The following is a 25,964-nucleotide window of genomic DNA, read 5'->3' as shown; positions in this document are numbered from 1 at the left end:
CAGAAAAGACCGATTTGCCTCGGTCCTGCCGAGCATGCACCGCGACACAGTGAATCATTCCCCGGACACCCCTGCCTGAAAGGGGGAAGGTCGGGATGGGGGTCAGCCGCAGGCGACGCTCCAAGTGGAGACAGCCGATCCCCACCCGCTTCGCTCTAACGAGCGAAGCGACCTCCCCTTTTCAAGGGGAGGTTTTGGAGACGGACGACGCCGGTTCGGAACCGAGAATAAGCGTGAGCCCCATCCAAAAGTTTACCTGTAATTCAAAACTGCGCCCGATTCCGGCGACATATGGCCTATAACATCATAATACCTTCTGCTAAAACTTGACGCAGTATTCAAAGCGAAAGTTGCGAAGGCTCGGCGATTGGGGTTATGAGACGGCCTCGATCGCTAAAGATCAAGAAACACGAGCAAGGGAGAACGCAGGATGCATAGGCTGATCGTTGCCGCCGCGGCAGCGCTGACGGTGTTGGGAGGCGCGGCGTCCGCGCAGGAATCCATCAAGATCGGCTATATCGATCCGCTCTCCGGCGGCGGCGCCAGCGTTGGCGAAGGCGGCCTGAAGACGTTTCAGTATCTCGCCGACGAGTTGAACGCCAAGGGCGGCATCCTCGGCCACAAGATCGAGATCGTCCCACTCGACAACAAGACCAATCCGCAGGAAAGCCTGGTGCAGGCGCAGAAGGCGGTCGACGCCGGCGTCCACTACATCACCCAGGGCAACGGCTCGTCGGTCGGCGCGGCGCTGGAAGACTTCGTCACCAAGCACAATTCGCGCAACCCCGGCAAGGAAGTGCTCTACTTCAACTACGCCGCGGTCGATCCGGCGATGACCAACGAGAAGTGCAGCTACTGGCACTTCCGCTGGGATGCGAACTCGGACATCAAGATGGAAGCGCTGACCAACTACATGAAGGGCCAGCCGTCCATCAAGAAGGTCTACCTGATCAACATGGACTATTCGTTCGGCCAGTCGGTGCGCACCACGGCGCGCAAGATGCTGGGCGAAAAGCGGCCGGATATCCAGGTCGTCGGCGACGAACTGCACCCGATGCTCAAAGTCACCGACTTCTCGCCCTACATCGCCAAGATCAAGGCGTCCGGCGCCGACACCGTCGTGACCGGCAACTGGGGCCAGGACTTCGCGCTGCTGCTGAAGGCGGCGGCTGACGCCGGCCTCAAGGTCAACTGGTACACCTATTATGCCGGCGGCGCCGGCGGACCGACCGCAGTCAAGCAGGCCGGCCTCGAGGGCCAGGTGTTCCAGATCAGCGAAGGCGTCCCGAACTCCGGCAACAAGGCGGCGATGGATTTCGAGAAGGACTTCCGCGCCAAGACCGGCATTTCCGTCTGGTATCCGCGCGCGGTCAACGAGATGCGGATGTTCAAGGCGGCCGCCGAGAAGGCCAATTCGATCGATCCGGTGAAGGTCGCGGCCGCACTCGAAGGCATGAAGTTCGAAGTGTTCGACGGCGGCGAGGGCTTCATCCGCAAGGACGACCACCAGTTCTTCCAGCCGATCTACATCTCCTCGTTCGGCGCGCTGGCCGACAAGACCAAGGAGCCGTTCGACGAGGAAAACACCGGCTGGGGCTGGCGCATCGTGTCCAAGATCGACACCGCGCAGACGATGCTTCCGACCACCTGCAACATGAAGCGGCCCTGATCGGCCGCTCTCTCCCGTCATTCCGGGGCGGTCCGCAGGACCGAACCCGGAATCTCGAGATTCCGGGTTCGGTCCTGCGGACCGCCCCGGAATGACAGGTAAGCTCCTTTCCTTCGACAGGTCTTTGATCACGTGAACCGTTCCAGTCTCAAGCGAGTGCGCCGTGGCTGAGCTGATCGTCATCTCGACGCTCAACGGCGTCCTGTTCGGCATGCTGCTGTTCCTGTTGTCCAGCGGGCTCACCGTCATCTTCAGCATGATGGGCGTGCTGAACTTCGCGCATGCCAGCTTCTACATGCTCGGCGCGTTCTTCGGCTTTCAGCTCACCCGCTGGATCGGATTCTGGCCGGCCCTGGTGCTGGCGCCGCTGCTAGTCGGCGCGGTCGGCATGGCGGTCGAGCGCTACGGTCTGCGCAACACCCACAAGCACGGCCATGTCGCCGAACTGCTGCTGACCTTTGGTTTAGCCTTCGCGATCGAAGAGATCGTCTCGATGATCTGGGGCAAGAGCCCGGTCGACTACCGCGTCCCGGCGGCGCTCGACTTCCCGGCCTTCACCGTGTTCTCCACCAATTACCCCGCCTACAAGATCTTCATGCTGGTGATCTCGGTCGTGATCTTCATCGCGCTGCTGGTCACCTTGAAGAAGACGCGCGTCGGCCTGATCGTGCAGGCCGCGCTGACCCATCCGAGCATGGTCGGCCATCTCGGCCACAATGTCGGACGCGTGTTCATGCTGGTGTTCGGCGTCGGCAGCGCCCTTGCGGGTCTCGCCGGCGTCATCGCCGGTCCCTCGCTGGTGACGCAGTCCGACATGGCCGCGCTGCTCGGCCCGATCCTGTTCGTCGTCATCGTGTTCGGCGGCCTCGGCTCGCTGCCCGGCGCCTTCATCGCTTCGCTCCTGATCGGCTTGATCCAGACCTTTGCAGTTGCTTTGAACGGCTCGCTCGCCAGCGTGTTCGGCCCGCTCGATCCGAGCCTCGGCCCCTCGCCGCTCACGGACATCTGGAACGTCACGATCGCGCAGATCGCGCCGATCCTGCCTTATGTGCTGCTGGTGCTGGTCCTGATCTTCCGCCCCATGGGCCTATTGGGGACGCGCGAGTCATGAGCAACGCTTCCACGCCCTCCATCGCTGCGGCCAAGCAGGAGCCCGGCAGCGCCTTGAGCGTCTATGGTGTCTGGCTGCTCGCCGCGGTCGCGCTGGTCGTGCTGCCGCTGGTGTTCGGCACCGGCGGCTCGCTGACCTCCTTCAGCCTGATCGGCATCGCGATCATCTTCGCGCTGTCCTACAACATCCTGCTCGGCCAGACCGGGCTGCTGTCGTTCGGACACGCGGTGCAGTACGGCCTCGGCGGTTTCCTCGCCGTGCATGTCATGAACGCGGTCGCGAGCCACAACTGGCCGATCCCGCTGCCGGTGATCCCGCTGGTCGGCGGCATCGGCGGCATGGCGTTCGCCCTCCTCGTCGGCTGGGTCATGACCAAGCGCGCCGGCACCGTGTTCGCGATGATCTCGCTTGGCATCGGCGAGCTGGTCGCCTCGTCGTCGCTGATCCTGCGTAGCGTGTTCGGCGGCGAATCCGGCATCACCACCGACCGCACCTCGCTGATGCCGATGTTCGGCTGGACCTTCGGGCCGCAGATCCAGGTCTATTACCTGATCGCGTTCTGGGTGATGGTGTCGGCGATCGCGATGTATGCGCTGACCCGCACGCCGCTCGGGCGGATCTGCAACGCGGTGCGCGACAATCCGGAGCGCGTCGAGTTCATCGGCTACGATCCGCATGTGGTGCGCTATCTCGCCTACATGTTCGCCGGCTTCTTCGCCGGCATCGCCGGCGGGCTGACCGCGATCAATTTCGAGATCGCCAACTCGGCCTATCTCGGCGCGACGCAGTCGGGCCTCGTGCTGTTCTCCGCGTTCATCGGCGGCACCGCCTATTTCTTCGGTCCGATCCTCGGCGCCATCCTGGTGACCTATCTGCAGCTCGGGCTGACCAGCGTCACCTCGGTCTGGCAGCTCTATTTCGGCATCATCTTCATCGGCATCGTGATGTTCGCACCCGGCGGCATCGCCGGCATCCTGATGAAGCACCGCCCGCTGATCCGCGCCGGAACGCTTCGTTCCGTGATCCCGTCCTATCTGGTCGCGACGATCCCGACGCTGGCGCTGGCGCTCGGCATCATCCTGACCATCGAAACCGTTGCGCGCTTCTCGGGCGGCGATGTGATCAACCTGCTCGGCGTTCCCTTCGTCGCCACGGCGCCGACGACCTGGGCGGCCGCGGCGGTCCTGCTCGTCGGCGGCTTCCTGGTCGCGCGCATCACCTGGCGGCGCGTTGCGGAAGCCTGGGACCGCGCCGCGACGGTGGCCCGTGACCGGGGGTATCTCGCATGACCGCTGCCATCCAAGTCAACGCCGTCGAGAAGAGCTTCGGCAATGTCGCCATCATCCGCGATCTCAACCTGAGCGTCGCCAAGGGCGAACGTCACGCCATCATCGGCCCCAACGGCGCCGGCAAGTCGACGACGTTCAACCTGATCAGCGGCCACATCAAGCCGACCTCCGGCGAGATCCGCCTCAACGGCGAGGTGACCTCGGGCTTGCGGCCCTTCGAGATCAACCGGCGCGGGCTGTCGCGCTCGTTCCAGGTCACCAACGTGTTCGCCCGCATGACGGTGTGGGAGAACGTCCGCTGCGCCGTGCTGTGGGCGACTGGCCACCGCTACGCGTTCTGGAAGAACGTCGACAATCTGCCCGAGGTGAAGCAGCGCACCGCGCAGATCCTCGACGACATCCATCTCAGCCACCGCCGCGACGTGCCGGCGGGCCTCTTGACCTATGCCGAGCAGCGCGAGCTCGAGATCGGCATCACGATCGCGGGCGGCGCCAGCGTCATCATGCTGGACGAACCGACCGCGGGCATGAGCCACGCCGAGACCGAGCGCGCCGTCGCGCTGATCCGCCGCCTCACCGAGGGGCGCACGCTCGTGATCGTCGAGCACGACATGAGCGTGGTGTTCGGCCTCGCCGACCGCATCTCGGTCTTGGTCTACGGCCACATCATCGCCTCCGGCACGCCGGAGGAGATCCGCGGCAACCCGAAGGTCAAGGAAGCCTATCTCGGCGAGGAGGTCGACTGATGCTCGAGGTCAGGAATCTTCACGCCTATTACGGCAAGAGCCACATCCTGCAGGGCGTCGATCTCGACATCGCCGCCGGCGAGGTCGTCAGCCTATTGGGGCGCAACGGCGTCGGCCGCTCCACCACCGTCAAGGCGATCATGGGCGAGGTGCCGCCGCAGGGCACCATCCGCTTCAAGGGCCAGGATATCGCGGGCCTGCCGAGCCACAAGATCGCACGCCTCGGGCTCGGCTATGTGCCGGAGCATCGCGACATCTTCCCGAGCCTGACGGTTCGCCAGAACCTGATCCTCGGCATCAAGGACCCGCGCCGCCCCGGCAAGTGGCGGCTGCAGGAGATGCTCGACATGTTCCCGAACCTCGCCGCGCGCGCCGACACGCCGGCGGGCGTGCTGTCAGGCGGCGAGAAGCAGATGCTGACCACCTGCCGCACGCTGCTCGGCGACCCCGAATTGATGATGATCGACGAGCCGACCGAAGGCCTGGCGCCGCTGATCGTGCAGCAGGTCGGCGAGCTGATCGCGCGGATCGCGAAAGCCGGCGTTGCGATTCTCCTCGTCGAGCAGAAGCTGTCGATCGCGATGAAGATCTCGAACCGGGTCTACATCATGGGCCACGGCCGCGTGGTGTTCGAAGGCACCCCCGACCAGCTCAAGAGCAATGCCGCCGTTCGCGAGGAATGGCTCGAGGTGTGAGGCGGGTGACGGCGATCGACGAAGCAATCGAACGTCGACGTAGCAGCGCCATCAGTCAGTTCGCGAACACGACCCAGACCAGCGCGACCAAGAGACTGTGGAAACAAATTATCGAAGCCAGGAATAGCCAGTCGTCCCCGGTCATGGGGCCGAAAACCACGGTCGAAGCGCGGCGACAGCGACACGCGAGCTGGGAAAAGAGGTTCGACTGCATGGGACTGCCCTAGCGGAGTACGCTCCGCCAGGTCTTGCTCGTCTGTGCCAGCTAGTTGAGAGCTGGTGTCAGCCCATCACCGATCGCCATTCGAGCTGCGATAGGCCCTCGGCGTGAGGCCGGTCCAGCGGACGAACGCATGCGTGAAGGAAGAGACCTCGCTGTAGCCCAATAGCCATGCGATCTTGGAAATCGGCAGCTCCTCATCTTCGAGGTAATGGCGGGCAAGGGCAATTCGAAACGCCTTGAGAACGTCTGAGAAGTCCACCCCCTCCGACGACAATGCGCGAGCGAGAGTTCTCCGGCTCATGCCAAGACGACGCGCGACCGCCTCGGCATTGGCTTTGCCGTGCGGAAGCAACTGGGCGATGTGTCCTTCGACGCGTGACTGCACGCTGCTTCGTCTCGGTGCCCGGTTACGAAGCGCTTCGTCGGCATATTGAAGCAACATCCTGTTGAGATGCAAATCGGCCCCCACGACAGGCAATGCGCCGATCCGGGACGGAAACAAGAGCTCGTCGCTGTCCGCTGCAAATTCGATCTCGCATCCAAGAAGAGATCGCACATCCGACGGCGTTTCTCGTCTGGAGTGCTTCAACTTGATTTGCTTTGGGACCAGCCTGCCGTCAGTCAGTACGCGGCAAATACGGATCAGCGCAACCAGCCAGAATTCCGCATGGTGACGATCCGACGACCGATCGATGTTGACATATTCGAACCCGATGGCGAAGCCGCGATCCAGAGAGCTTCGCAACCGCACACCCTCGTTGTTGATCGCGCAGTAGCGTCCGCCGATTTGCAAGGCGTCAACGAGATGCTCCGATGAAGCCATGACGTAGTACAGAAGCCCGATCTCGCCCAGCTCGAAGCCTTGAGCCAGATGGAGTCCGAAGCAGTCGTCCTGCAATTCCCTTGCGGCGAGTTCGAGCAGCCTGACCTGCGCTCGTGCATCGATGCGGCGCTTGCGGTCCTCGACGTCGTCGATTTCCAGGCCTGCAGCTGACACGATCGGGACCGGATCAACCTGCGCATCGCGCAGCCGGGCACATGCGAGACGCGCGATTCCCCCGGCAGAGCTCGGTATCGACGGCAAGGCGCTAGCAACGCGTGTGGCGGCTTTCATTCGGCACCGAACTGTGTTCGTGGCTCAACGTCGGGAGCTTCCGGGATCGTATTTTGACCTATGTCAAACGAGCTCATGGGTACGAGGCATCCGGTCTGACACCATCTCGCAATTTAACGACCCAGGATCACAAGACGCAACGGGCGCAAATCGTCTAGCCGATTGCTCCGCGGCCACTCCATTTCTGCCTTGAAACGACGGCAGTCAGCTTCCAATGGGCCCGCGCAGGGGCGAACGCGTCATGGGCTTGGTCAAGCATGCAAATTCGCTGGGACAGGCGATTGGTGCCCAAGCGAACAGCCATATGAGCTAGGTCGTGGTTGGACAAACACCTGCCCAGCATAGCGGCATTCATCGTTCAATTCATTACACGATCATTGAAGGCGAGGCCGCCGGCACCTGGCGTTACTCGTTCTCCATCGGCGATCGCAACTATTCGGGAACGGTTCAGGCGGTCCTGGGATTGCTGGCGGCACGCCGCGTGAGGATGAAGATCGATCGGGCGCTAAGGCAAAACGCGTCAATTGATCATCAAGGCCGGCAGCGGGTGGAGAAAGAGGCCGAGACGCCCGCTCCGCTCGTCCCACCGGCCGATCCCAAGGACTAGCGCGACTGTAGCCACCCTAGCCCGGCCGGAGCAACGCCACGACATCGCCCGCGCGCAGCGTCTGGCCGGGCTTCACCGGCACCGAGGCGATGCGGCCCGCCGCGGGTGCGTGCACGGAGATCTCCATCTTCATGGACTCGATGATGGCCAGCACGTCGCCGGCCGCGACCTTGGCGCCTTCCTCGACCAGCACCTTCCAGATGTTGCCGGGCACTTCGGAGAACGCGCCGATCTGACCGTCGGGAATCCCCGTCGCGGCGGCTGCCGCATCGATCGTTTCAGCCGGCGCCTCGTCGAGCTTCATCTCGCGCCAGCGCTGGCGCTCGGCGTCGAACGCGGCCTGCTGCGTTGCCTTGAACGCGGCGATTGACGGCTTGGCGTCGGCCAGTGTCCTGGCATAGTCGGCGTAGGAGAACTCGCCCTCTTCGATCCTGATGTCATACTGCCCTTGCGGGAACGCGGCGCGGGCGTCGAGGAGTTCATCGGCGTCGACCGGGAAGAAGCGGATCTTGTCGAAGAACCGCAGCAGCCAGGGATGGCCCGGCTCGAACACCCGCGTGGTGCGCCAGGTGTTCCAGACCTGGATGGTACGGCCGAACAGCTGGTAGCCGCCCGGCCCTTCCATGCCGTAGATGCACATATAGGCGCCGCCGATGCCGACCGCGTTCTCCGGCGTCCAGGTCCGCGCCGGGTTGTACTTCGTGGTCACCAGCCGATGCCGCGGGTCGAGCGGCGTCGCCACCGGCGCGCCGAGATAGACGTCGCCGAGGCCGAGCACGAAATAATCCGCGTCGAACACGATACGGCGGACATCGTCCTCGCTCGCAAGTCCGTTGATGCGCCGGATGAACTCGACATTCGACGGACACCATGGCGCATCGGCGCGCACCAACTCCTGATATTTGCGCATCGCAAGCTCGGCCTCCGGATCGCGCCACGACAGCGGCAGATGCACGGTGCGGCTCGGCACCCGCATCGCGTCGACCGGCGGCAATTCGCGCTCGATCCGCCTGAGCACGTCGAGCAGCTTCGTTCGCGACAACGCGGTGCCGTCATAATGGATCTGCAGCGAGCGGATGCCGGGCGTCAGATCGATCAGGCCACTGAGCTTCGCCTCTTCCAGCGCCTGCGCCAGCACATGCACGCGCAGCCGCAGCGCGATGTCGAGCTCCATCGGGCCATACTCGACCAGCAGATTGTCGTCGCCGGCGCGGCGGTAGACCACCGGAATCGGGCCGTCGTCATTCCGACCGATGATCGCCGATCCGAGCTCGGGCGCGCGCAGCACCGTGGGGCCGGCAACCGGATCGTCGCGTTTGACCGGCACGAAGCGGACCGTGTCGCCCGGCCGGAGCTGGCCGACCTTCCATAGCTCGTCGCGAGCGACCACGGCCGGACAGACGAAGCCGCCGAGGCTCGGTCCGTCGGGCCCGAGAATGATCGGCATGTCGCCGGTGAAGTCGATCGAGCCGACCGCATAGGCGTTGTCATGGATGTTCGACGGATGCAGCCCGGCCTCGCCGCCGTCGGCGCGCGCCCAGCGCGGCTTCGGCCCGATCAGCCGCACGCCGGTGCGGGCGCTGTTGAAATGCACCTCGTAGCTCGCCGCGAACAGCGTCTCGATATCCTCGTCGAGGAAGAAATCCGGCGCGCCGTGCGGGCCGTAGACGACGCCGATCTGCCACGCCGATGTGAGTTGCGGCCGCTCGTGTTCCGTGGCGCGCCGCGGCGCCGCAAGGCCCGATGGCTCGGCACCGATATGCAAGACGTCGCCGGCCTTCAGCGATCCCGTCGCATGGCCGCCGAAGGCGCCGAGCGCAAACACAGCACGCGATCCGAGAATTTCGGGTACGTCGATGCCGCCGCGCACGGCGAGGTAGGTGCGCTGCCCAGGGCCCTTGATGCTGCCGATCGCGAGCGTCTGGCCGGCGCGCACGGCGAGCGGCTCATCGTAGGCGACATCAGCGCCGTCGAGCGATGCCTTCATCTGCGCGCCCGACAGCGCGACGATCGCATCGGTGTTGAAGCGCAAGGTCGGCCCGTTGACCGTCAGCTCCAGTGCGGTCGTCGGCTCCGGATTGCCGACCAGACGATTGGCGAGGCGAAACGACCGTTCGTCCATCGGGCCGCTCGGCGGCACGCCGACATGCCAGAGATGCAGCCGGCCGGGCAATTCCTGCACGCCGCTCTGCGCGCCCGGCGCGACAACGTCGATGGTGCGGGGGCGATAGCCGAATTCGCCAAGCACACTCGTCGCCACTTGCCCGCTGCGGAACACGTCGGACGCCGCGATCGCACGCAGATAGTCCAGATTGGTCTCGATGCCGGCGACGACCGTATCGTCCAGCGCTTTCGAAAGCCGGGCGATCGCGGCCTCGCGCGTCTCGGCTGAAACGATGATCTTGGCCAGCATCGGATCGTAGAACGGCGACACCTCGGTGCCGGTCTCGATCCAGCCGTCGATCCGCGCATCCGGCGAAAAGCTGACCTGCGTCAGGCGGCCCGCGCTCGGGCGAAAGCCCGCGCCCGGATTCTCGGCATAGAGCCGCACCTCGATCGCAGCTCCCTTTGGCGTGAGCGCGCCCGCCTGGCCGAGCACGTCCTCGCCGGCCGCCTGCCGGATCATCCATTCGACGAGGTCGACGCCGGTGACCTGCTCGGTGACGGGATGCTCGACCTGCAGGCGGGTGTTCACCTCGAGGAAATAGAAATCGTCGCGCTCGACGTCGTAGATGAACTCCACCGTGCCGGCAGATTCATAAGACACGGCCTTGCCGAGCGACACCGCGGCCGCATGCAGCCGCCGGCGGATGTCGGCGGACAGCCCCGGCGCGGGCGTCTCCTCAAAGACCTTCTGGTTGCGCCGCTGCAGCGAGCAATCGCGTTCGCCGAGGGCCACCACGCCGCCCTTGCCGTTGCCGAAGATCTGCACCTCGATATGGCGGGCACTGGCGACGAACCGCTCGAGATAGACCCGGGCATCGCCGAAGCTGGCCCGCGCCGTGCGCTGCACTGATTCGAAGCGCTCGCGCAGTGTCGCCATGTCGTGGCACAGCTGCATCCCGATGCCGCCGCCGCCCGCCGTGCTCTTCAGCATCACCGGGAAGCCGATCGTTTCGGCCTGCTGCACCGCCTCGTCGATGGTCTCCAGCAGGCCCGAGCCCGGCAGCAGCGGCACGCCGCTGCGCTCGGCGATCTCCCGCGCCTTGTGCTTGAGACCGAAGGCGTCGAGATGCTCAGGCCGCGGCCCGATGAATTTGATGCCGTGCCCGGCGAGCCGCTCGGCAAAGCGGCGGTTCTCCGACAGGAAGCCGTAGCCGGGATGCACCGCCTGCGCGCCGGTGGCAAGGCACGCCGCCATGATCGCATCGACATTGAGGTAGCTCTCCGCGGCGGGCGCAGGACCGATCCGCACCGCCTCGTCGGCGTCGAGCACCGGCCGGGTGAAACGGTCGGCGTCGGAATAGACCGCGACCGAAGAGATGCCCATGCGGCGCAATGTTCTGCCGATCCGCCCGGCGATCTCGCCGCGGTTGGCAATCAGGACCTTGCTGAACATGCCTCACGCCTCCGGCTCGAAGATCGTCACCTGAACCGGCGTCGGAAAGAATCCGTTGCAGGGGTTGTTGATCTGCGGACAGTTCGAGATCAGGCACAGCACGTCCATCTCGGCGACCAGCTCGATGGCGTCGCCCGGCTTGGAGACGCCATCGACCACGGTGAAATTGCCGGCGGGATCGATCGGCACGTTCATGAAGAAGTTGAGATTCGGCACGATGTCGCGCTTCGACATGCCGTATTTCGCGGCCTCGATCACGAAATTCTCGCGGCAGGCGTGCTGGTAGCGGGTCTGGTGCCCGAACCGCACGGTGTTGCTTTCGCACGAGCAGGCGCCCGCCGAGGTGTCGTGCAGGCCGCAGCTGTCGGCCGTCACACGCAGCATCACGCGGCCTTCGTTGGACATGATCGTGGTTCCCAGCCCGACATAGGCCGAGCCCTGCGCGCGCAGCGTATCCTGGCCGCTGTAGCGCTCGCCGAAATCACTGGCGCAATAGAACAGCGTGTCGACCGCCTGCTGGCCATGGCTATCGGTGATCCGCAGCGTCTGCCCCTTGCGGATGATCGCCGACCACGGCTTGCGCGCGGGAATTTCGACATCGAGAACGATGCGGCCGGCGGTGCGAACAGGTTGCATGGTCATCGCACGGCTCCTTCCAGGGCTTCGCCGAGATACAGCGCATTGTTCTCGTAGGCGCGGGCCGCTTCCGCGGTCGCAGTCCGGCACAGATCGTCGGCCGCCGGCGCGGCCGCGCGGTAGCGCACGATCTCCACGCTCGCCTGCGGATAGATTTTGGCGGGATCGAGCGGATGCGGGCAGTTCGACAGCGCGATCAGAAGCTCCATCTCCGCGCGCAGATCGACGAAATCGCCCTGCTGCCGCCGCTGCTCCGACCAGACGAACTTGCCGTCGGCGTCGATCGCGACCGGTGCGAAGAAGCTGACGCAGGGATGCACGTCGCGGCGATCAAGGCCAAACTTGGCTGCGGCGAGAATGAAATTGTCGCGCGTGTTGCGGAAATTCCCGTCGCCGTATTTGGCCAGGTTGGTGGCCGCAGTCGAGCCGCCGACCACGGCATCATGTGCGGCGCTGCTGTCCTCGGTGATCCCGAGCAGCGCGCGCCCCATGTCGGACAGCAGCACCCGCCCCTTCTGCAACCGCGCCGCCCACTGCACCTTGATGGTGTCGGCGTGGTTGAGCCGTTCGGTGGTGTCGGTGCTGTTCCAGGCGAGCAGGCTGACGGTTGACGTCCCCGACGTGTTGACGATGCGCAGCGTGTCGCCGCGATTCAGCCGCGTGGTCCAGTACCAGCCGGATGGGATCGTCTCGCGGTGAATGACAGTGTCGGCATCGATCGACGCGGCGTCGCGCGCAGTCGGCGCCGGCAGTGCCCGCGGCGCGTGCTCCTGCCCCGCCGCCTTCACCTCGTTATACCGCCGGGTATGCGCCGCGATCTCGGCCTTTTGTTCCTCTGACAGGATCATGGTTGCTCCTTCAAGACGAGAGCGCCGGGCCGTCCCGGCTGGTGCTCCTTGCCTGACCGGGTCGTCCCGGTCGGAGCTGGTTGAACTGACGACCGCAGCTCCGCACTGCGGCGCGGAAATATCTCGAGGTCGCGCGACACCGTGGCGCCGTAGCGCTCGCGCTCCTCGGGGCGGTTGCGCTGCCGCTCCAGCGCGATCACGCGCGTCGCGAGTCCGAAGGCTTCACTGAGGTCATGCGTCACCATCACGACCGTCAGATGGGTCTCGTTCCAGAGCCGCTTCATCAGAAGGTGAATGTCGGCGCGGATTCCGGGATCGAGCGCACCGAACGGCTCGTCGAGCAGCAGGATCTTCGGCCCGCGCATGATCGCCTGCGCCAGCGCGAGCCGCTGCTGCATGCCGCCCGACAAAGCGGACGGATATTTGCTCTCCTGGCCGGCGAGCCCGACCTCGGCGAGCAGCTTCATCGCTTCGTCGGCGGCGGCGCGGCGCGCGGCGCCGAACAGCCGGCCGGTGAATTTGGCGTCGCGCAGTTCGCGCCCGAGCATGACATTCTGCAAAACCGTCAGATGCGGAAACACCGAGTAGCGCTGGAACACCACGCCGCGGTCGGCGTCCGGCTCGCCGGGCAACGGCTTGCCGTCGACCAGGATCTGGCCGCGGGTCGGCTGCTCCTCGCCGAGCAACATGCGGAGCAGCGTGGTCTTGCCGCAGCCGGACGGGCCGACCAGCGCAATGAAGGCACGCGGCTCGACCTCCATCGTGATGCGCTCGAGCACGATGTGGTCGCCATATTCCTTCCAGACGTCGTCGAAGCGGATCGTGCTCATTCCGCCCTCACCGAGGCAAACCACGGAAACAACCTTCGCTGCATGACGCGTAGGCCGACATCGATCAGGAACGCCAGCAGCGTGATCCAGGCGACGTAGGGGATGATGACGTCCATCGCGAGATAGCGGCGCACCAGGAAGATCCGGTAGCCGAGCCCGGAATCGGAGGCGATCGCCTCCGCTGCGATCAGGAACAGCCATGCCGGCCCGAGCTGCAGGCGCAGCACGTCGATCAGACGCGGCAGGGTTTGCGGCATCGCGACGCGCAGCGCGATCTGCCAGGTCGAGGCGCCGAGCGTCTGTGCCTTGACGATCTGCTCGCGCGGCAGCTCCTGCACTTTCATGGCGAGATCGCGGATCATGCAGGGCAGTGTCCCGATCACGATCAGCGCGATCTTGGAATTCTCCCCGAGCCCCATCACGATGAACAGGATCGGCAACAGCGCCAGCGGCGGCACCATCGAGGTCACCGATACGAACGGCCCGAGCAGGGCGTTGGCGCCCGGCAACAGCCCGATCACGATCCCGAGCACCAGCGCAGCCGCCGTCGAGATCGCCAGCGCCGAGCCCAGTCGCCCCAGGCTGGCGACGGTGTCGGAGGCCATCAGATAGCCGCCGGTGCGCGGGTCGACCTCGAACGCCATCTGCTTGACGGCCTGCACCATGCTCGGCAGCGCCGGCAGCAGCTTGTCGTTCGGGTTCTGCGCGAGCCGCGCGCTGGAGCCGGCGAAGTAGGCGATTGCGACCAATACGAACGGCAGCGCGAGCAGATAGAATCGCGTCTGCCGTCCCGGCCGTATGTTCACAAGTCGCATGGGCAGCTCCTGCTTGGGGCGACGCGCTGCGCGTCAGAGCTTGGCGTCAGAGCTTGCCCTTGGCGGCCTCGTCCATGTAGGTCGGGTCGAAGCGCAGCTTGACGTTCGACTTGTCGCCCAGCACCGATTTGTCGGCGAGCTCGATGCCGACGGCGTCGGCCGACTTCGCGCCCTTGCCGAGCAGGTCCTTCTCGAACAGGAACTTGCGCACGCGATCCATGGTCGCGCCGACGGTCTGGCTGCGCGTGAAGGCTTCGGCGTCGGTTGCCTTGTCGAACAGTTTTGTGGTCGAGAGCTGGCTGTCGAAGCCGGCGAGGTCGGTGCCGGAGGCCTTGGCCATCGCCTCCTTGGCGGCCTTCGCCGCGGCATCGTTCGCCGTCATTTTCGACAGCGTCTCGTACCAAATGCCGACCAGCGCCTTGGCGAAGTCCGGATTGTCCTTGGCGACTGCGGTGTTCACCACCATCAGGTCCATGATCTCGCCGGGGATTTGCGAGGAATCGAACACCTTCTTCGCATCGGGCGAGCCGAGGATTTCGGTTACGATCGGATTCCAGGTCACCACCGCACTGACGTCAGGCGTCTTGTAGGCGGCGGCGATATCGGCGTCGGAGGTGTTGATGACCTTGACGTCCTTCTCGCTCAGCTTGCTGGTCTCAAGCGCGCGCGCCAGCAGATAATGCGACACCGAGAACTCGACCAGGTTGACGGTCTGGCCCTTGATCGCGGCGAGATCAGACTTGTTCTTCAGGATCACCGCGTCGTTGCCGTTGGAGAAATCGCCCATCACGACCGCGGTGGTGTCGACGCCGCCGGCTGCCGGAATCGACAGTGCGTCCATGTTGGTGATGGTGACGGCGTCATAGCCGCCGGCGGTGTACTGGTTGATCGATTCGACGTAGTCGTTGAACTGCTTGACCTCGATCGCGATGCCGTATTTGTCGGCCCATTTCTTGACGATGCCGGTGTCGGCCGCATAGCCCCACGGCATCCATCCGACATAGATCGACCAGGCGACCTTGAAGCTTTTCTTCGGCGCGGCGTCGGCCGCAGGCGCAGCCGCCAGCACGACCGCGCAGCCGATGACAACAGAGCGAAGGAAGAAAACGAATTTGTTCATTGCCGATCCCTCTTGCGAAATTTCACAAAAAGGGACTGGCGAAAAGACCATCGCTCCGCCAATCCCTTGGCTGACGAGGTCTCCCGGGCTTTTATCCCGCCGTGCACCTGCGGGGATGTCTCCCCCGCAAGCGGCTGCTCTCGGACCAGCACCTTGCTTCGCAAGATCGGAACCCTAGCGGCCAACTCGACGCCATTGATGCACGAGGCGTGCCAGCGGGCGGGCAATTGAATCTCATGAGATTTTTCCGCGCGCGCGGCGCGGCCACGACAGTGTCTTGCTTAAAGATTGCGCAGATCTGCTCAGAATTGGCTCTGTCCTTTCGCCACCGGCATCAGCAGGATCGCACGATGGCTGATGTCGAGGGAGTTCGATGCGCAAGCTTCTGAGCGTTCTGTGCGCCGGCCTCTGGCGCGGATTGCACGGCCGGTTCGGCCTGGTGCCGAATTCCGAACTAAAAGACTGATCGCAAGATCGCAAAAAAAGAGCCCCGCTCTGCAGCGGGGCTCCTGCACAGAGATCCTATTTCCGATCGGAGTTTTGCGCCGGCGTCTGCGGGCTCTGGCCTGAGCCTGACGACGGCGGGTTGTTGTTCTGGTTGGGCTGGCTGGACTGCGTGTCCCGGCCGGCATTTGACTGATTGCCGCTACCCTGACCGACGGTCGACTGGTTCTGCGGTGCAGCCTGGCCCGTCGTATTCTGCTGCGGGGCCTGCTGCTGAGCGGACGGCTGATTTCCGCTCTGGCCGGTTGTCGACTGGTTCTGCGGCGAGTTCGCCTGACCCGTGGTCTGCCCGGTCGTGTTCTGCTGGGCAGGCTGCTGAGTGCCGGTCTGGCCGGTCGACTGGTTCTGCGGCGCGTTGGTCTGACCGGTCGTCTGTCCAGTCGTGTTCTGCTGGGTGCGGCTCTGGCCGACCGTCGACGATGCGCCCGCGCCCTGACCGATCCGATCCGACAGGCCGAGTGCGGCCACCGTGCGCGTGTCGACGCTGCCGCTGGTCGTGATGCCCTCCTGACGCTGGAAGGTGATCAGCGCCTCGCGGGTCCGCGATCCCAATACACCGTCAGCCTCGCCGACCAGCAGGCCGCGGTCGATCAGCACCTGCTGCACCTCGCGGATCTGCTGCGGGTTCAGGTCCATCATCGCAACGCTACCGCTACCACCGCCACCGCCACCGCCGCGATGGCTGAAGCGCGTCCGCGGTCCGACCGGGACGACGTCGACGACACGGCGCTCGCGATCGAGGAACACGACTTCATCCTCGACGACGAAGAAGCTGTCGTCGCGATAATACGGGAACGCATCGATCAGCGCCGGGAAGGCGGCAACCGACACCGCGTTGAACCTCCGCGGCACCACCACGCCCGGATTGACCGCGAAGTTGATCGTACTGACATTGACACGTGGTGCGTTACGCGCCGACAGCACCGAGCGCTGGATCGTGCTCTGCTGCTGCGCGGTCACGGTGCGCCCGGCCTCGGTCTGGACCGTGGCGTTCGACTGCGCCTGGGTCTGAGCGGTTGTCCCGGCTTGTCCCTGAGCCTGACCGGTGGTCTGTCCGGAGTTCATCCGGTTTTGCGTCGTACCGGACTGCGGAGCGGCCGCGCCCGTGGTCTGGCCGGCTCGCGTATTCGGGGCTGCCGTTGTGCCCTGGCCGGTGGTCGTGTTCGCGCCCTTTGCCTGGCCCGTGGTCGTGCTCTGGCCGGTCGTCATGCCCGGCTTGCCTTGAGTCTTGCCTTGAGCCTTGTCCTGAGCCGTGCCCTGGCCGGTCGTGGTGCCCTGGCCGCGGTTCGCGGTGTTGGCGCGATTCTCCTGCTGCTGGCTTTGCCGCGTCGTGGCGCTGCCGCGTTCGCGGGATTCAGATCGCCCCATCTGCTCGCGCTGGTCTCGGCCCTGGCCGACGGTCTGCTCTTGCTTGCTCTGGCTGCGCTGACCCTGCTCGGCGCGGCCGCTCTCGCGGGCCTGGCCGGTGGTCTGGCTGCGCTCGGCGGCACCGCGGCCCATCTGTCCTTCAGCCCTGCCGGTTTCTCGTGCGCCGCCCTGGCCGCGACCGACCGTCATGCCTTCGCTTCGCGATGCCCCGGGACTGCCATGCATTGCGCCGCCGGAACTGCCGGCCGACGAGCCTGCGGAGCGGCCGTGTTCACCACCGCCGCCACCGCCCGCACCGACGCTTCCGCCGCCGCCCGGGCCGCCACCACCCATGCCGCCCCCGCCACCCTCGCGCATGCCCTGCGCCGATGCGAGGCTGACGCCTGCCAACAGCACGGCCGTCGTCAGCAGAAATTTGCTCTTCATCATCTTGCTCTGCATTACCGATTCCTCCTGCAGTTTGGCGGCTATCCGGATCGCGAAGCTGGCGCCGATGGCTGGCACGCTCCGCGCCGGGGCCGCGTTCCAACAAAGCCGGCGAGCGACGCGACGCAACGGTACGCGCGTCTCGCCGGTGAACTCTGAGAAAACAGCGGCGCCGCCCGCACCGTTCCTAGACACCGCCGCGACGCGACATTTCGCGCCAAGGGAACACCACACGTTCATCTTGAGTTCATCTTGAGCCAGCGGCCTGATGTCTGGTCACGCTTCAGGAACCGATGGCCACGCTTTCCCGTTTTTAATCGAAGTGTGCGTTCGTCGTCATGACGATGCTCAGCGAGCTCACGCGGATCATCGTCCGCTGCGACTGGCGGTGGATCGAAACAGGCTCCGTTCGGCTTTGAACATTGGATTCGCCGTCAACGGCAGCACCACTGCGCCCACCTCGCCGCCGGGCCCGGATCCCTTGCAGGCGCGCGGCCATACGCAACCAATGCCACTCTCCTCCGTTGACCGGCTGGGCATCATCATCGAGGAGGATCACATGCGGAAAACAGGGCTTGTTCTTGCAACCGTCGGTACGCTTGGGGTGAGCGCCATCGCGGCCCCGGCGCCCGCCGAAGCACGGTGGGGACACGGAGGGTGGGGGTGGGGTCCGGCGGTCGCGGGCGGATTGATTGCCGGCGCAGTCGTCGGCGGCCTCGCCTCGTCAGCCTACGGCTATCCCGGCTATTCCTATGGTTACGGCTACCCCGGCTACGGCTACGGTTATGGCTATTCGCCCGCCTATTACGGCAGCTATGCCTATGACGACGGCTATTACGCTGCGCCGTATCGTTGGGGCGGCGGCTACACGACGACATATTATAGCGGATACCGGCCGGCCTATTACGGCTACCGCTATCGTCACGTGGTGCGGCCGGCATACGCCTATTATCGCGGCGGCTATCCGCGCTGGCGTCATTGGTGAGATCGGCCAGAGCAACCCGGCGCGGCCAGCCGAGCTGACTGGCGCCGGCAAGAGGCCGACAAGGGTCGACCGGGTTGAGCGGCAGCGTTACCCGGCGACCCGCAGCGCGGTCACGGCGACGCAGGCGTTGCCTAACGGAATCAGCACCACCTGCGCGCCGTGCGGCAGCGCCATCGGCGCGATCATCGAGCGTGCCGGTCTGTCCGTTGAGCTTGGCGAGTTCGGCGGCCGGTGCTCAAGCCTGCACGCGCGCGGACTTCCTGTACTGCGCGGTTTCGGCGCGCAGCAGATCGCAGAATTGAAGTGCGAGACGGCTTCGCGGCCGCTGCGAAGGAAGCAGCAACATGGTGGCGATCTCCAGCCGTGGCACGAACGGCTTGAGTACAATTTTGGAGCTTGCAAAATCCCGGGCCACGATCGGGTCGACGATTGAGAAACCCAGTCCCTGCGCAACCAGGGCACAACGCTGCATGCTGTACTGGATCTCCGCGACCGTCTTGATCTCGACCTTGGCCTCATCGAGGACGCGCTCAAAGCGGGATCGATGCGGTGCGCTCGGGGAAGCTGCGATCATGGGCTCTCCCCGCAGATCTTGCGCTGCGATCGATCGCTTCGAGCGTAACCGGTGCTGGCGGGGCAGGACGCAGACCGCCTCCGTTGTCATGAGGAGCTCGTCGTCGACCGCGGCAAACCCCGCCTGCGGCCGCGCCAGCCCGACGTCGCATTGTCCCGAGGCCACCAGGCTCCAGACGCGCTCGGGGCTGTGGACGGCCACCGATACGACGATGTCGGGATTCTTCCTCAGGAAGCTGCTGACGATCTGCGGCATCAAGGAATAGGTGAACGCCGGAAGACATGCGATCCTGAGCGTCCCGCTGCCGCGCTCGCGAATGCCGCGCGCGGCGCGCGCCAGATACTCGAGGCCGGCCTGGTTTCTCTCGACCTCGCGCAGGAATATCTCGCCTTCCGGAGTCAGCGTGACGCCGCCTCGCCCGCGTTCGAACAACGCAAAGCCGATCTCGCGCTCGAGACGTGCGATCGCGCGGCTGATGAAAGGCTGTCCCACCCGAAGGCTCAAGGCGGCCTTGGTGATTCCGTTGTGGCGCACGACCTCTCGAAACAGGTCAACATGTCTTGGATTCAAGGGCATGACTAATTTGCATATGAACTGGCTTTCCGGTCATTTGACGGCATGCGCATCGGGTGCGTCAATACGGCATGTACCCGTCGAGCAACCATGCAAGCTTCGCCACCGACCGCATCCTGTTGACCAGGATCACCGGCCCGGAGTCTTCGCGCGCACAGCAGCTTCGCGAGGCAGCGATGCTGCGGCGGCTCGATCGCGGCACATCGGATCGGCCGAATGCCGCACGCCCGGCGGCGGCACGGGACCAGGTCGACACCGCGGCCGCGTTCGCAATCGAGGCCGCGGGATCGGGAGACCTGCTCGGCGTGTCCGGGTTCGGCACGATCGACCGGCACGAGAAGCGGGCTACGTTCGCTCCAATCTGGAGCATCGGACGACTGGACGAGGCCGTGCTCGTCAGTCACGTTGCGCATCTGATGACGCGGTATGCGTTCGAAGTGCTCATGGTCGAGCGGGCCGAGGTGCATCTGGACTGGCGCCTGAGGCACATGCTTGATCTCTACGCCGACCTCGGTTTCCGCCGCGAAGGCAGGCTTCGCGCATACTTCGCTGCCGATGAAGAGCCGTCCGCCGATGCTGCGGTCCTCAGCGTGGTTCGCTCTGAATGGCCCTCCGTTGTGCGTCGGCAGCGCGGGGTTCTCGCCGGCGAAACGTGGCGCTACCGGCTTCCATCCGACCGCCCTCCGTAGCGGCGGCCAAGCTCGGACAAAACGATGTCACAAGAATGCGGGCGTATGACTCAACGGTCGAGCCACCCACTCAGTGTCGTCCCTGCGAAAGCAGGGACCCATAACCACGAATGCTGATTGTTGAACGATGCTGGGACGACGAGTCCCGTTCCCAACACCCGCCGCGGGGTATGGGTCCCTGCTTTCGCAGGGACGACGTGTGGAGGGAGCCGCGGTCCCTCGGTTCAAACACTGCTGTCTCTGGAATACTGGGTCACCCGCATGCGACGGGTGATGACACCAAAGTCGGAGGCCAAGCGGTCTTAGGAAGACAACTATAACACTCAACTCCTTGGCTCACAGAACGACATGGCTACGATCCGACTTATGACGGGTCGAGAGATTTATGGAGGTATCAAGAAACGGCTTGCCGAGCCGGAGCTCGCGGCCAAGGGCCCGCCTCCGCCCATTGGGCTTCGGCGCGGCATCCTTCTCTCGCTGCGCGAGCGAAGGATGGTGGGTGCGACAGGGATCGAACCTGTGACCCCTACCATGTCAAGGTAGTGCTCTCCCGCTGAGCTACGCACCCAAAGCGTATTTGGATCGGGTCCCTATAACGGACGGCGGCGGGGCAGGCAAGGATACAAAGTGAAGGTTTTTTGGCGAATCAGGCCGCCAGCAACTTGTTCACTTCGCTGACCAATTCCCTGAGGTGCACGGGCTTGGCCAGCACTTTGGCGTTTTTCGGCGCCTCCGAATCGGAATTGAGGGCCACCGCGGCAAAGCCGGTGATGAACATGATCTTGATATCGGGATCGAGTTCCGAGGCACGGCGCGCCAGCTCGATACCGTCCATCTCGGGCATCACGATGTCGGTGAGCAGCATTTCGAACGGCTCCTCGCGCAGCCGCTGGTAGGCCGACATGCCGTTGTCGTGCGGCGAGACCTTGAAACCCGCGTTTTCGAGCGCCTTGACCAGGAAGCGGCGCATATCGGTGTCGTCTTCGGCGAGAAGTATTTTCGGCATGGCAGGAATCGTCGAATCCGGCTTGAGGAGCAGTCCGAACAGTAAGCCCGACAGACGGTAAATTTCGGGTGAAATTTGCGTCAAGCCAGCGGCAAATGCGCGCCATCCATTTGTGGACCGAACCGGACATCGAATCAACCGGGTGCCGCATTTGCTGCTTTTAAGACGCGTTCCAGCTGAAACCACACTCTTTTCACTTGGCAGAATGATCGCGATTACCGACAATGCGTGCTCATAAATCTCCGCTTTTCCGGCAAACTCAGTTGCTGCGGGGCGAGGCGGACGCAAGGGACGGCGCCAAGGGAATGACCGAATTTGCTGGCGAGTTGTCGCCCCCGTTCGAGATCGTTGAGCCGCAGGCCTGGCGCGCGCCGATCATCTTCAATTCCCCGCATTCGGGCTCGGTCTATCCGGCCGAATTCCTCGACGCGTCGCGAATCGATGTGGTGTCGCTGCGGCGCTCCGAAGACTCTTTCATGGACGAGCTGATCGCGGGCCTCAGCGATCGCGGCTTTCCGATCGTGCGGGTCAACTTCCCGCGCTCCTATGTCGACGTGAACCGCGAGCCCTACGAGCTCGACCCGCGCATGTTCACCGGGCGGCTGCCGAGCTTTGCCAATACGCGTTCGATGCGGGTGGCCGGCGGGCTCGGCACCATCCCGCGCGTGGTCGGCGACGGCCAGGAGATCTATCGCGAGCGGCTCGACGTCGACGAGGCGCTGCGCCGGATCGAGGTGCTCTACAAGCCCTATCACCGCGCGCTGCGCCGGCTGATCAACAAGGCGCACCAGGCGTTCGGCGCCGTGATCGTGGTCGACTGCCATTCGATGCCGTCGGTCGGCGTGTCGCGCGACGAGCCGCGCCGGCCCGACGTCGTGATCGGCGACCGCTACGGCACGAGCTGTGCGGCGCTATTGCCCGACCTCGTCGAGGAGATCATGAGCTCGCTCGGCTATTCGATCGGCCGCAACAAGCCCTATGCCGGCGGCTTCATCACCGAGCATTACGGCAATCCGGCGAGCGGCCTGCACACCGTGCAGATCGAGCTCAACCGCGCGGTCTATATGGATGAGCGCCGCCGCGAGCGCGGCCCTCGCTTCGCGCAGGTGGCCGCCGACTTTGCGACCCTGGCGGATGCGCTCGCGAAAATCCCGTTCGGCGATCTCGGCCCGTTCCAGGCGGCAGCGGAGTAATCAATCCTTCGTCGGGCACTGCGATCCCGACGAAGTCATGAACTAGGAATTCAAGTTGGCGGCGCGATAAGCGCCGAACTGGATTCTCAGTTCACTTGCGGAAACGACGGCCCAAGAAAAAAGGGCCGCTTGAATGAACAAGCGGCCCAAGTCTAGGGAGGAAACGCCCAAGGAGGGCAGCGATAGCGCGAGGCGCTACCGCACCGCAACAATATGCGACCGCGCTGCACAAAACGCAAGAACTTTCGAAACATTTCTTGGGTAATGTTGGAAAGTCTGGCGAAACTGCAACAGGCCGGAAGGAGCGGCTTTCCGTATGTAGGATCAATATCTTACAAGGAAAGCCCCGGGCGGCCAGCGCTCTGCGCATAGCTTGTATACCAGAATTCGCAACTTCGTGATCGAGACCGGGACCCGGGGCGCTTTCGAATCCGAAGCCAAATCGAAAGTCCGGAACCGCGTCATCGGGCTGGATAACACTCCGTTAATCGTGCGCGCCGCGCCGGATTGAGCTAGGCAAGACCGCATCCGATTTCTACCGCGTCGTTTGCGCAGTTCAGGGACATGCCGTGACGGTCATCGACTTTACCGCCTTCATCGGCCGCCTTGCGACCGCATCCGGCGAAACCATCCTGCCCTTCTTCCGCACCTCGCTCTCGGTCGACAACAAGAGCTCGAACGATTTCGATCCGGTCACCGAGGCCGACCGGGCGGCGGAAGCCGTGATGCGGCGGCTGATCAAGTCGAACTTCCCCCAACACGGCATCGTCGGCGAGGAGTTCGGCAATGAGCGCGAGGACGCCGACTATGTCTGGGTGCTCGATCCGATCGACGGCACGAAATCCTTCATCGCCGGCTTTCCGATCTGGGGCACGCTGATCGCGCTGCTGCACAAAGGTACGCCGGTATTCGGCATGATGCACCAGCCCTATATCGGCGAGCGCTTCTCCGGCGACAACGGCTCGGCGCATTACTCCGGCCCGTCGGGCGAACGGCGGCTCTCGGTACGGCGCTGCGCCTCGCTGAAGGAGGCGACCGTCTTCACCACGAGCCCGCTGCTGATGAATCCGGATGACCGCGCCCGCTTCGGCCGCATCGAGAATGCAGCGCGCCTGTCGCGCTATGGCGGCGACTGCTACTCCTATTGCATGCTCGCCGCCGGTCATCTCGACCTCGTGGTCGAGACCGAGCTGAAGCCTTACGACATTGCCGGCCTGATCCCGATCATCACCGGCGCCGGCGGCGTCGTCACCACCTGGGACGGCAAGCCGGCGCAAAGCGGCGGCCGAATCATCGCGGCCGGCGACCCGCGCGTGCACGAAGCGGCGATGAAGCTTTTGAACGCCTGAGTTCCCTGCCTGATTCTTGAGTTGCCGGGCGTCTGATCTGCGCCCATCCTGACCGCAACCAGAAAAGCCAGGGATGGGCGACATGACGATGCGCGGCAGGCTGCTGGCAGCCCTTCTCCTGCTTCTCGCGCCCGTCACGGCTTTCGCCCAGGATTTCCCGACCAAGCCGCTCCGGCTGATCGTGCCGTTCCCGCCCGGCGGGCCGAACGACATCATCGCGCGGGTGATCGGGCAGAAGATCTCGGAGCTCGCAAGGCAGCCCGTGATCGTCGACAACCGCGCCGGCCAGGGCGGCGTGCTCGGCACCGACGCGGTCGCGAAGGCGGCGCCCGACGGCTACACGGTGGCGATCGCGAGCGCCGGCGCGCTGGCGATCAGCCCCAGCATGGAGAGGGTTGCCTACGACACGCTGAAGGATCTCGCGCCGGTGACGCTGGTCGCGACCGTGCCGGAGATGCTGGTGGTCGCCGCCAACGTGCCGGCGAGGAACATGAACGAACTGGTCGCGCTCGCCAGGGCGCAGCCGGGTAAGCTCAACTTCGCCTCCTCCGGCCCCGGCAGCCTGCCGCATCTCGCCTGCGAATTGTTCAAGCTGACGGCCAAGATCGACATCGTGCACGTGCCCTATCGCGGCGCCGCGCCGGCGGTGAACGACCTGTTGGGTCAGCAGGTGCAGATGACCTTCCTCGACCTGCCGGTGATCCTGCCGCAGATCAAGGCGGGCGCGCTGCGGCCGATCGCGCTCGGTGGGCGCGAACGCGCGCCGACCGCACCCGACGTGCCGACCACCACCGAGGCCGGCATGCCCGAACTGGTCATCGAGAACTGGTACGGCATGGTCGCGCCCGCACGAACGCCGCCCGCGATCGTCGCAAGGCTGAACCAGCTCGCCACCGCGGCGATGGCCGATCCGATGGTCAAGCAGAAGCTCGCCGAGCAAGGCCTGACGCTGGCCGGCGACACGCCGGAACATTTCCGCGACTTCATCGCCGCCGACATCAGGAAATGGGCGAAGGTGATCCAGGACGCCGGCGTGGTGACGACGAAATGAGCCAGCCGTCAGCGCTGCGCTTCGGCGCGCAGATAGTCCACAAGTTGCTTGGCCGCCCGCGGCAGCGCCTTGAAGCTGCGCGCGCAGATCGTCAGCCGGCGGTTGGCCCAGGCGTCGCGGATCCTTATCGTCGTGATCGGCATCGACGCCGCGCAGCGCCGCGCCGCGGTCTCCGGGATCACGGCGATGCCGACATCGGCGGCGACCATCTGGCAGATCGCGTCGAAGCCGCGCAGGCGGGCGCGGAAGCGCAGCCGCGCCCCGAGCTTTGCGGCATGCCGCGAGATATGAACCTGCAGCGCGGATGTTGCCGTGAGGCCGACGAAATCGCGGCCGACCACTTCCTGGAAGTCGATCTGGCGGCGGCCGCCGAGATCGCCGCGACGCGACGCCACCAGCATCAAGCGGTCCTCGCTGAACAGGAACCGCTCGACGCTGTCGGGCAGCGCGTGTTCCGCGGCGAAGCCGAGATCGGCGGCGCCGCTGGCGATCGCGGTCGCGATATCGGTGCTCTCGCGCTCCTCGACGTCGACGCTGATGTCGGGATGCTCGTGCAGGAAGGCCGCGAGCGCGCGCGGCAGATGCTCCGAAAGGCCCGAGGTGTTGGCGAGCAGCAGCACGTTGGCGCGCACGCCGCTGGCATAGGCGGCGAGATCGCTTTGCAGCGCCTCGACATTGTGGATCACGATGCGGGCGTGGCCGAGCAAGCTCTCGCCCGCCGCAGTAAGTTCGACGCCGCGGCGGCCGCGCTTGAGCAGCGCGACGCCGAGCGCTTCCTCGAGGCCCTTGATCCGCTCGCTGGCCGAAGCCAGCGCAAGGTTCGCGCGCGCCGCGCCCTGGGTGATGCTGCGCGCATCGGAAACCGCGATGAACAATTGCAAATCGGTCAGGTCGAACCGCATGACGTTTCCCACCCCATACCTTCGGGTCGTCCGAAGGCTAACTCCGTAACCTCCAGATTGTGCCGTTCGCATCGATCGGTCA

At 64.9% G+C, this 25,964-nt stretch carries 23 protein-coding genes, 1 tRNA gene and 1 riboswitch; of the genes, 12 read left to right on the top strand and 12 right to left on the bottom strand.

Annotated features, from left to right (window positions below; genetic code table 11):
- Positions 1 to 430 precede the first annotated feature (430 nt).
- The 6 genes from Q2M23_RS36970 (at position 431) to Q2M23_RS36945 (ending at position 5,737) form a co-directional block, all read left to right on the top strand.
- Entirely contained in the window at positions 431 to 1,669 is a 1,239-nt protein-coding gene (locus Q2M23_RS36970) for a branched-chain amino acid ABC transporter substrate-binding protein (protein WP_316398668.1), read from the top strand.
- A 163-nt stretch (positions 1,670 to 1,832) separates the two neighbouring features.
- A complete protein-coding gene (locus Q2M23_RS36965; protein ID WP_016847025.1) occupies positions 1,833 to 2,780 on the top strand; it encodes a branched-chain amino acid ABC transporter permease in 948 nt (315 codons plus the stop codon).
- The gene (locus tag Q2M23_RS36960) at positions 2,777 to 4,069 is read left to right on the top strand and encodes a branched-chain amino acid ABC transporter permease (RefSeq protein WP_316398667.1); all 1,293 of its coding nucleotides are present in this window, start codon (positions 2,777 to 2,779) and stop codon (positions 4,067 to 4,069) included. Before Q2M23_RS36965 ends, Q2M23_RS36960 begins: the two co-directional genes overlap by 4 nt.
- Positions 4,066 to 4,815 (top strand): ABC transporter ATP-binding protein, encoded by a 750-nt coding sequence (locus tag Q2M23_RS36955; protein ID WP_028332917.1) that lies wholly within the window; start codon positions 4,066 to 4,068, stop codon positions 4,813 to 4,815. Before Q2M23_RS36960 ends, Q2M23_RS36955 begins: the two co-directional genes overlap by 4 nt.
- Positions 4,815 to 5,510: an ABC transporter ATP-binding protein gene (locus tag Q2M23_RS36950; RefSeq protein ID WP_050385202.1), complete on the top strand. Its 696-nt coding sequence runs from the start codon at positions 4,815 to 4,817 to the stop codon at positions 5,508 to 5,510. The genes Q2M23_RS36955 and Q2M23_RS36950 overlap by 1 nt, the downstream gene beginning before the upstream one ends.
- A 5-nt stretch (positions 5,511 to 5,515) precedes the next feature.
- Positions 5,516 to 5,737, top strand: coding sequence for a hypothetical protein (locus tag Q2M23_RS36945; RefSeq protein ID WP_229191779.1), 222 nt, complete (start codon positions 5,516 to 5,518; stop codon positions 5,735 to 5,737).
- Between the two features lie 63 nt (positions 5,738 to 5,800).
- Here the strand turns inward: Q2M23_RS36945 and Q2M23_RS36940 are convergent, their stop codons facing one another.
- Positions 5,801 to 6,847, bottom strand: coding sequence for an AraC family transcriptional regulator (locus Q2M23_RS36940; protein WP_316398666.1), 1,047 nt, complete (start codon positions 6,845 to 6,847; stop codon positions 5,801 to 5,803).
- 316 nt (positions 6,848 to 7,163) lie between these two features.
- Between Q2M23_RS36940 and Q2M23_RS36935 the strand changes: the two genes are divergently transcribed.
- Positions 7,164 to 7,454, top strand: a complete 291-nt coding sequence (locus tag Q2M23_RS36935) for a hypothetical protein (RefSeq protein WP_316398665.1) — start codon at positions 7,164 to 7,166, stop codon at positions 7,452 to 7,454.
- 16 nt (positions 7,455 to 7,470) lie between these two features.
- Here Q2M23_RS36935 and uca read toward each other — a convergent pair whose 3' ends face one another.
- From uca to Q2M23_RS36900, 7 genes are all read right to left on the bottom strand, one after another.
- The gene (gene uca, locus Q2M23_RS36930) at positions 7,471 to 11,013 is read right to left on the bottom strand and encodes an urea carboxylase (protein ID WP_316398664.1); all 3,543 of its coding nucleotides are present in this window, start codon (positions 11,011 to 11,013) and stop codon (positions 7,471 to 7,473) included.
- 3 nt (positions 11,014 to 11,016) lie between these two features.
- A complete protein-coding gene (locus Q2M23_RS36925; RefSeq protein WP_141339589.1) occupies positions 11,017 to 11,655 on the bottom strand; it encodes an urea amidolyase associated protein UAAP2 in 639 nt (212 codons plus the stop codon).
- Complete coding sequence (locus Q2M23_RS36920; RefSeq protein ID WP_316398663.1) at positions 11,652 to 12,497, bottom strand: urea amidolyase associated protein UAAP1; 846 nt, start codon at positions 12,495 to 12,497, stop codon at positions 11,652 to 11,654. The genes Q2M23_RS36925 and Q2M23_RS36920 overlap by 4 nt, the downstream gene beginning before the upstream one ends.
- Positions 12,494 to 13,327, bottom strand: a complete 834-nt coding sequence (locus Q2M23_RS36915; protein ID WP_316398662.1) for an ABC transporter ATP-binding protein — start codon at positions 13,325 to 13,327, stop codon at positions 12,494 to 12,496. The genes Q2M23_RS36920 and Q2M23_RS36915 overlap by 4 nt, the downstream gene beginning before the upstream one ends.
- The gene (locus tag Q2M23_RS36910) at positions 13,324 to 14,142 is read right to left on the bottom strand and encodes an ABC transporter permease (protein WP_225647374.1); all 819 of its coding nucleotides are present in this window, start codon (positions 14,140 to 14,142) and stop codon (positions 13,324 to 13,326) included. The genes Q2M23_RS36915 and Q2M23_RS36910 overlap by 4 nt, the downstream gene beginning before the upstream one ends.
- Positions 14,143 to 14,188: 46 nt before the next feature.
- A complete protein-coding gene (locus Q2M23_RS36905; protein WP_057017922.1) occupies positions 14,189 to 15,262 on the bottom strand; it encodes a putative urea ABC transporter substrate-binding protein in 1,074 nt (357 codons plus the stop codon).
- A gap of 78 nt (positions 15,263 to 15,340) precedes the next feature.
- Positions 15,341 to 15,451, bottom strand: a riboswitch (guanidine-I (ykkC/yxkD leader).
- Between the two features lie 333 nt (positions 15,452 to 15,784).
- Positions 15,785 to 17,575, bottom strand: a complete 1,791-nt coding sequence (locus tag Q2M23_RS36900; RefSeq protein ID WP_316398661.1) for a peptidoglycan-binding protein — start codon at positions 17,573 to 17,575, stop codon at positions 15,785 to 15,787.
- Positions 17,576 to 18,119: 544 nt separating this feature from the next.
- Between Q2M23_RS36900 and Q2M23_RS36895 the strand changes: the two genes are divergently transcribed.
- Positions 18,120 to 18,545, top strand: a complete 426-nt coding sequence (locus tag Q2M23_RS36895; RefSeq protein WP_229193406.1) for a hypothetical protein — start codon at positions 18,120 to 18,122, stop codon at positions 18,543 to 18,545.
- Between the two features lie 235 nt (positions 18,546 to 18,780).
- On the opposite strand, the gene Q2M23_RS36890 is transcribed toward Q2M23_RS36895, so the two are convergent.
- On the bottom strand, positions 18,781 to 19,695 hold the full coding sequence (locus tag Q2M23_RS36890; RefSeq protein WP_076827668.1) for a LysR substrate-binding domain-containing protein: 915 nt from the start codon (positions 19,693 to 19,695) through the stop codon (positions 18,781 to 18,783).
- Between the two features lie 68 nt (positions 19,696 to 19,763).
- On the opposite strand from Q2M23_RS36890, the gene Q2M23_RS36885 reads away from it, so the two are divergent.
- On the top strand, positions 19,764 to 20,381 hold the full coding sequence (locus Q2M23_RS36885) for a GNAT family N-acetyltransferase (RefSeq protein ID WP_057016258.1): 618 nt from the start codon (positions 19,764 to 19,766) through the stop codon (positions 20,379 to 20,381).
- A gap of 493 nt (positions 20,382 to 20,874) precedes the next feature.
- Here Q2M23_RS36885 and Q2M23_RS36880 read toward each other — a convergent pair.
- Together Q2M23_RS36880 and cpdR are read right to left on the bottom strand one after the other, a co-directional pair.
- Positions 20,875 to 20,949 (bottom strand) — tRNA-Val (locus Q2M23_RS36880).
- Between the two features lie 78 nt (positions 20,950 to 21,027).
- Entirely contained in the window at positions 21,028 to 21,387 is a 360-nt protein-coding gene (gene cpdR / locus Q2M23_RS36875) for a cell cycle two-component system response regulator CpdR (RefSeq protein WP_016843340.1), read from the bottom strand.
- A gap of 305 nt (positions 21,388 to 21,692) precedes the next feature.
- On the opposite strand from cpdR, the gene Q2M23_RS36870 reads away from it, so the two are divergent.
- The 3 genes from Q2M23_RS36870 to Q2M23_RS36860 all read left to right on the top strand — a co-directional run bounded on the left by Q2M23_RS36870 (position 21,693) and on the right by Q2M23_RS36860 (position 24,980).
- A complete protein-coding gene (locus Q2M23_RS36870; protein WP_057016267.1) occupies positions 21,693 to 22,580 on the top strand; it encodes an N-formylglutamate amidohydrolase in 888 nt (295 codons plus the stop codon).
- A 569-nt stretch (positions 22,581 to 23,149) separates the two neighbouring features.
- Entirely contained in the window at positions 23,150 to 23,929 is a 780-nt protein-coding gene (gene hisN, locus Q2M23_RS36865; protein WP_076827670.1) for a histidinol-phosphatase, read from the top strand.
- A gap of 82 nt (positions 23,930 to 24,011) precedes the next feature.
- Positions 24,012 to 24,980 (top strand): tripartite tricarboxylate transporter substrate binding protein, encoded by a 969-nt coding sequence (locus Q2M23_RS36860; protein WP_316398660.1) that lies wholly within the window; start codon positions 24,012 to 24,014, stop codon positions 24,978 to 24,980.
- Between the two features lie 8 nt (positions 24,981 to 24,988).
- Here Q2M23_RS36860 and Q2M23_RS36855 read toward each other — a convergent pair whose 3' ends face one another.
- Complete coding sequence (locus tag Q2M23_RS36855) at positions 24,989 to 25,882, bottom strand: LysR family transcriptional regulator (RefSeq protein ID WP_076827672.1); 894 nt, start codon at positions 25,880 to 25,882, stop codon at positions 24,989 to 24,991.
- Positions 25,883 to 25,964 lie beyond the last annotated feature (82 nt).

The organism is Bradyrhizobium sp. 33ap4, assembly GCF_032654765.1.
Classification (GTDB): domain Bacteria; phylum Pseudomonadota; class Alphaproteobacteria; order Rhizobiales; family Xanthobacteraceae; genus Bradyrhizobium; species Bradyrhizobium australafricanum.
The sequence above is the reverse complement of the archived record's forward strand: the minus strand, read 5'-3'. Positions and strand labels throughout refer to the sequence as shown.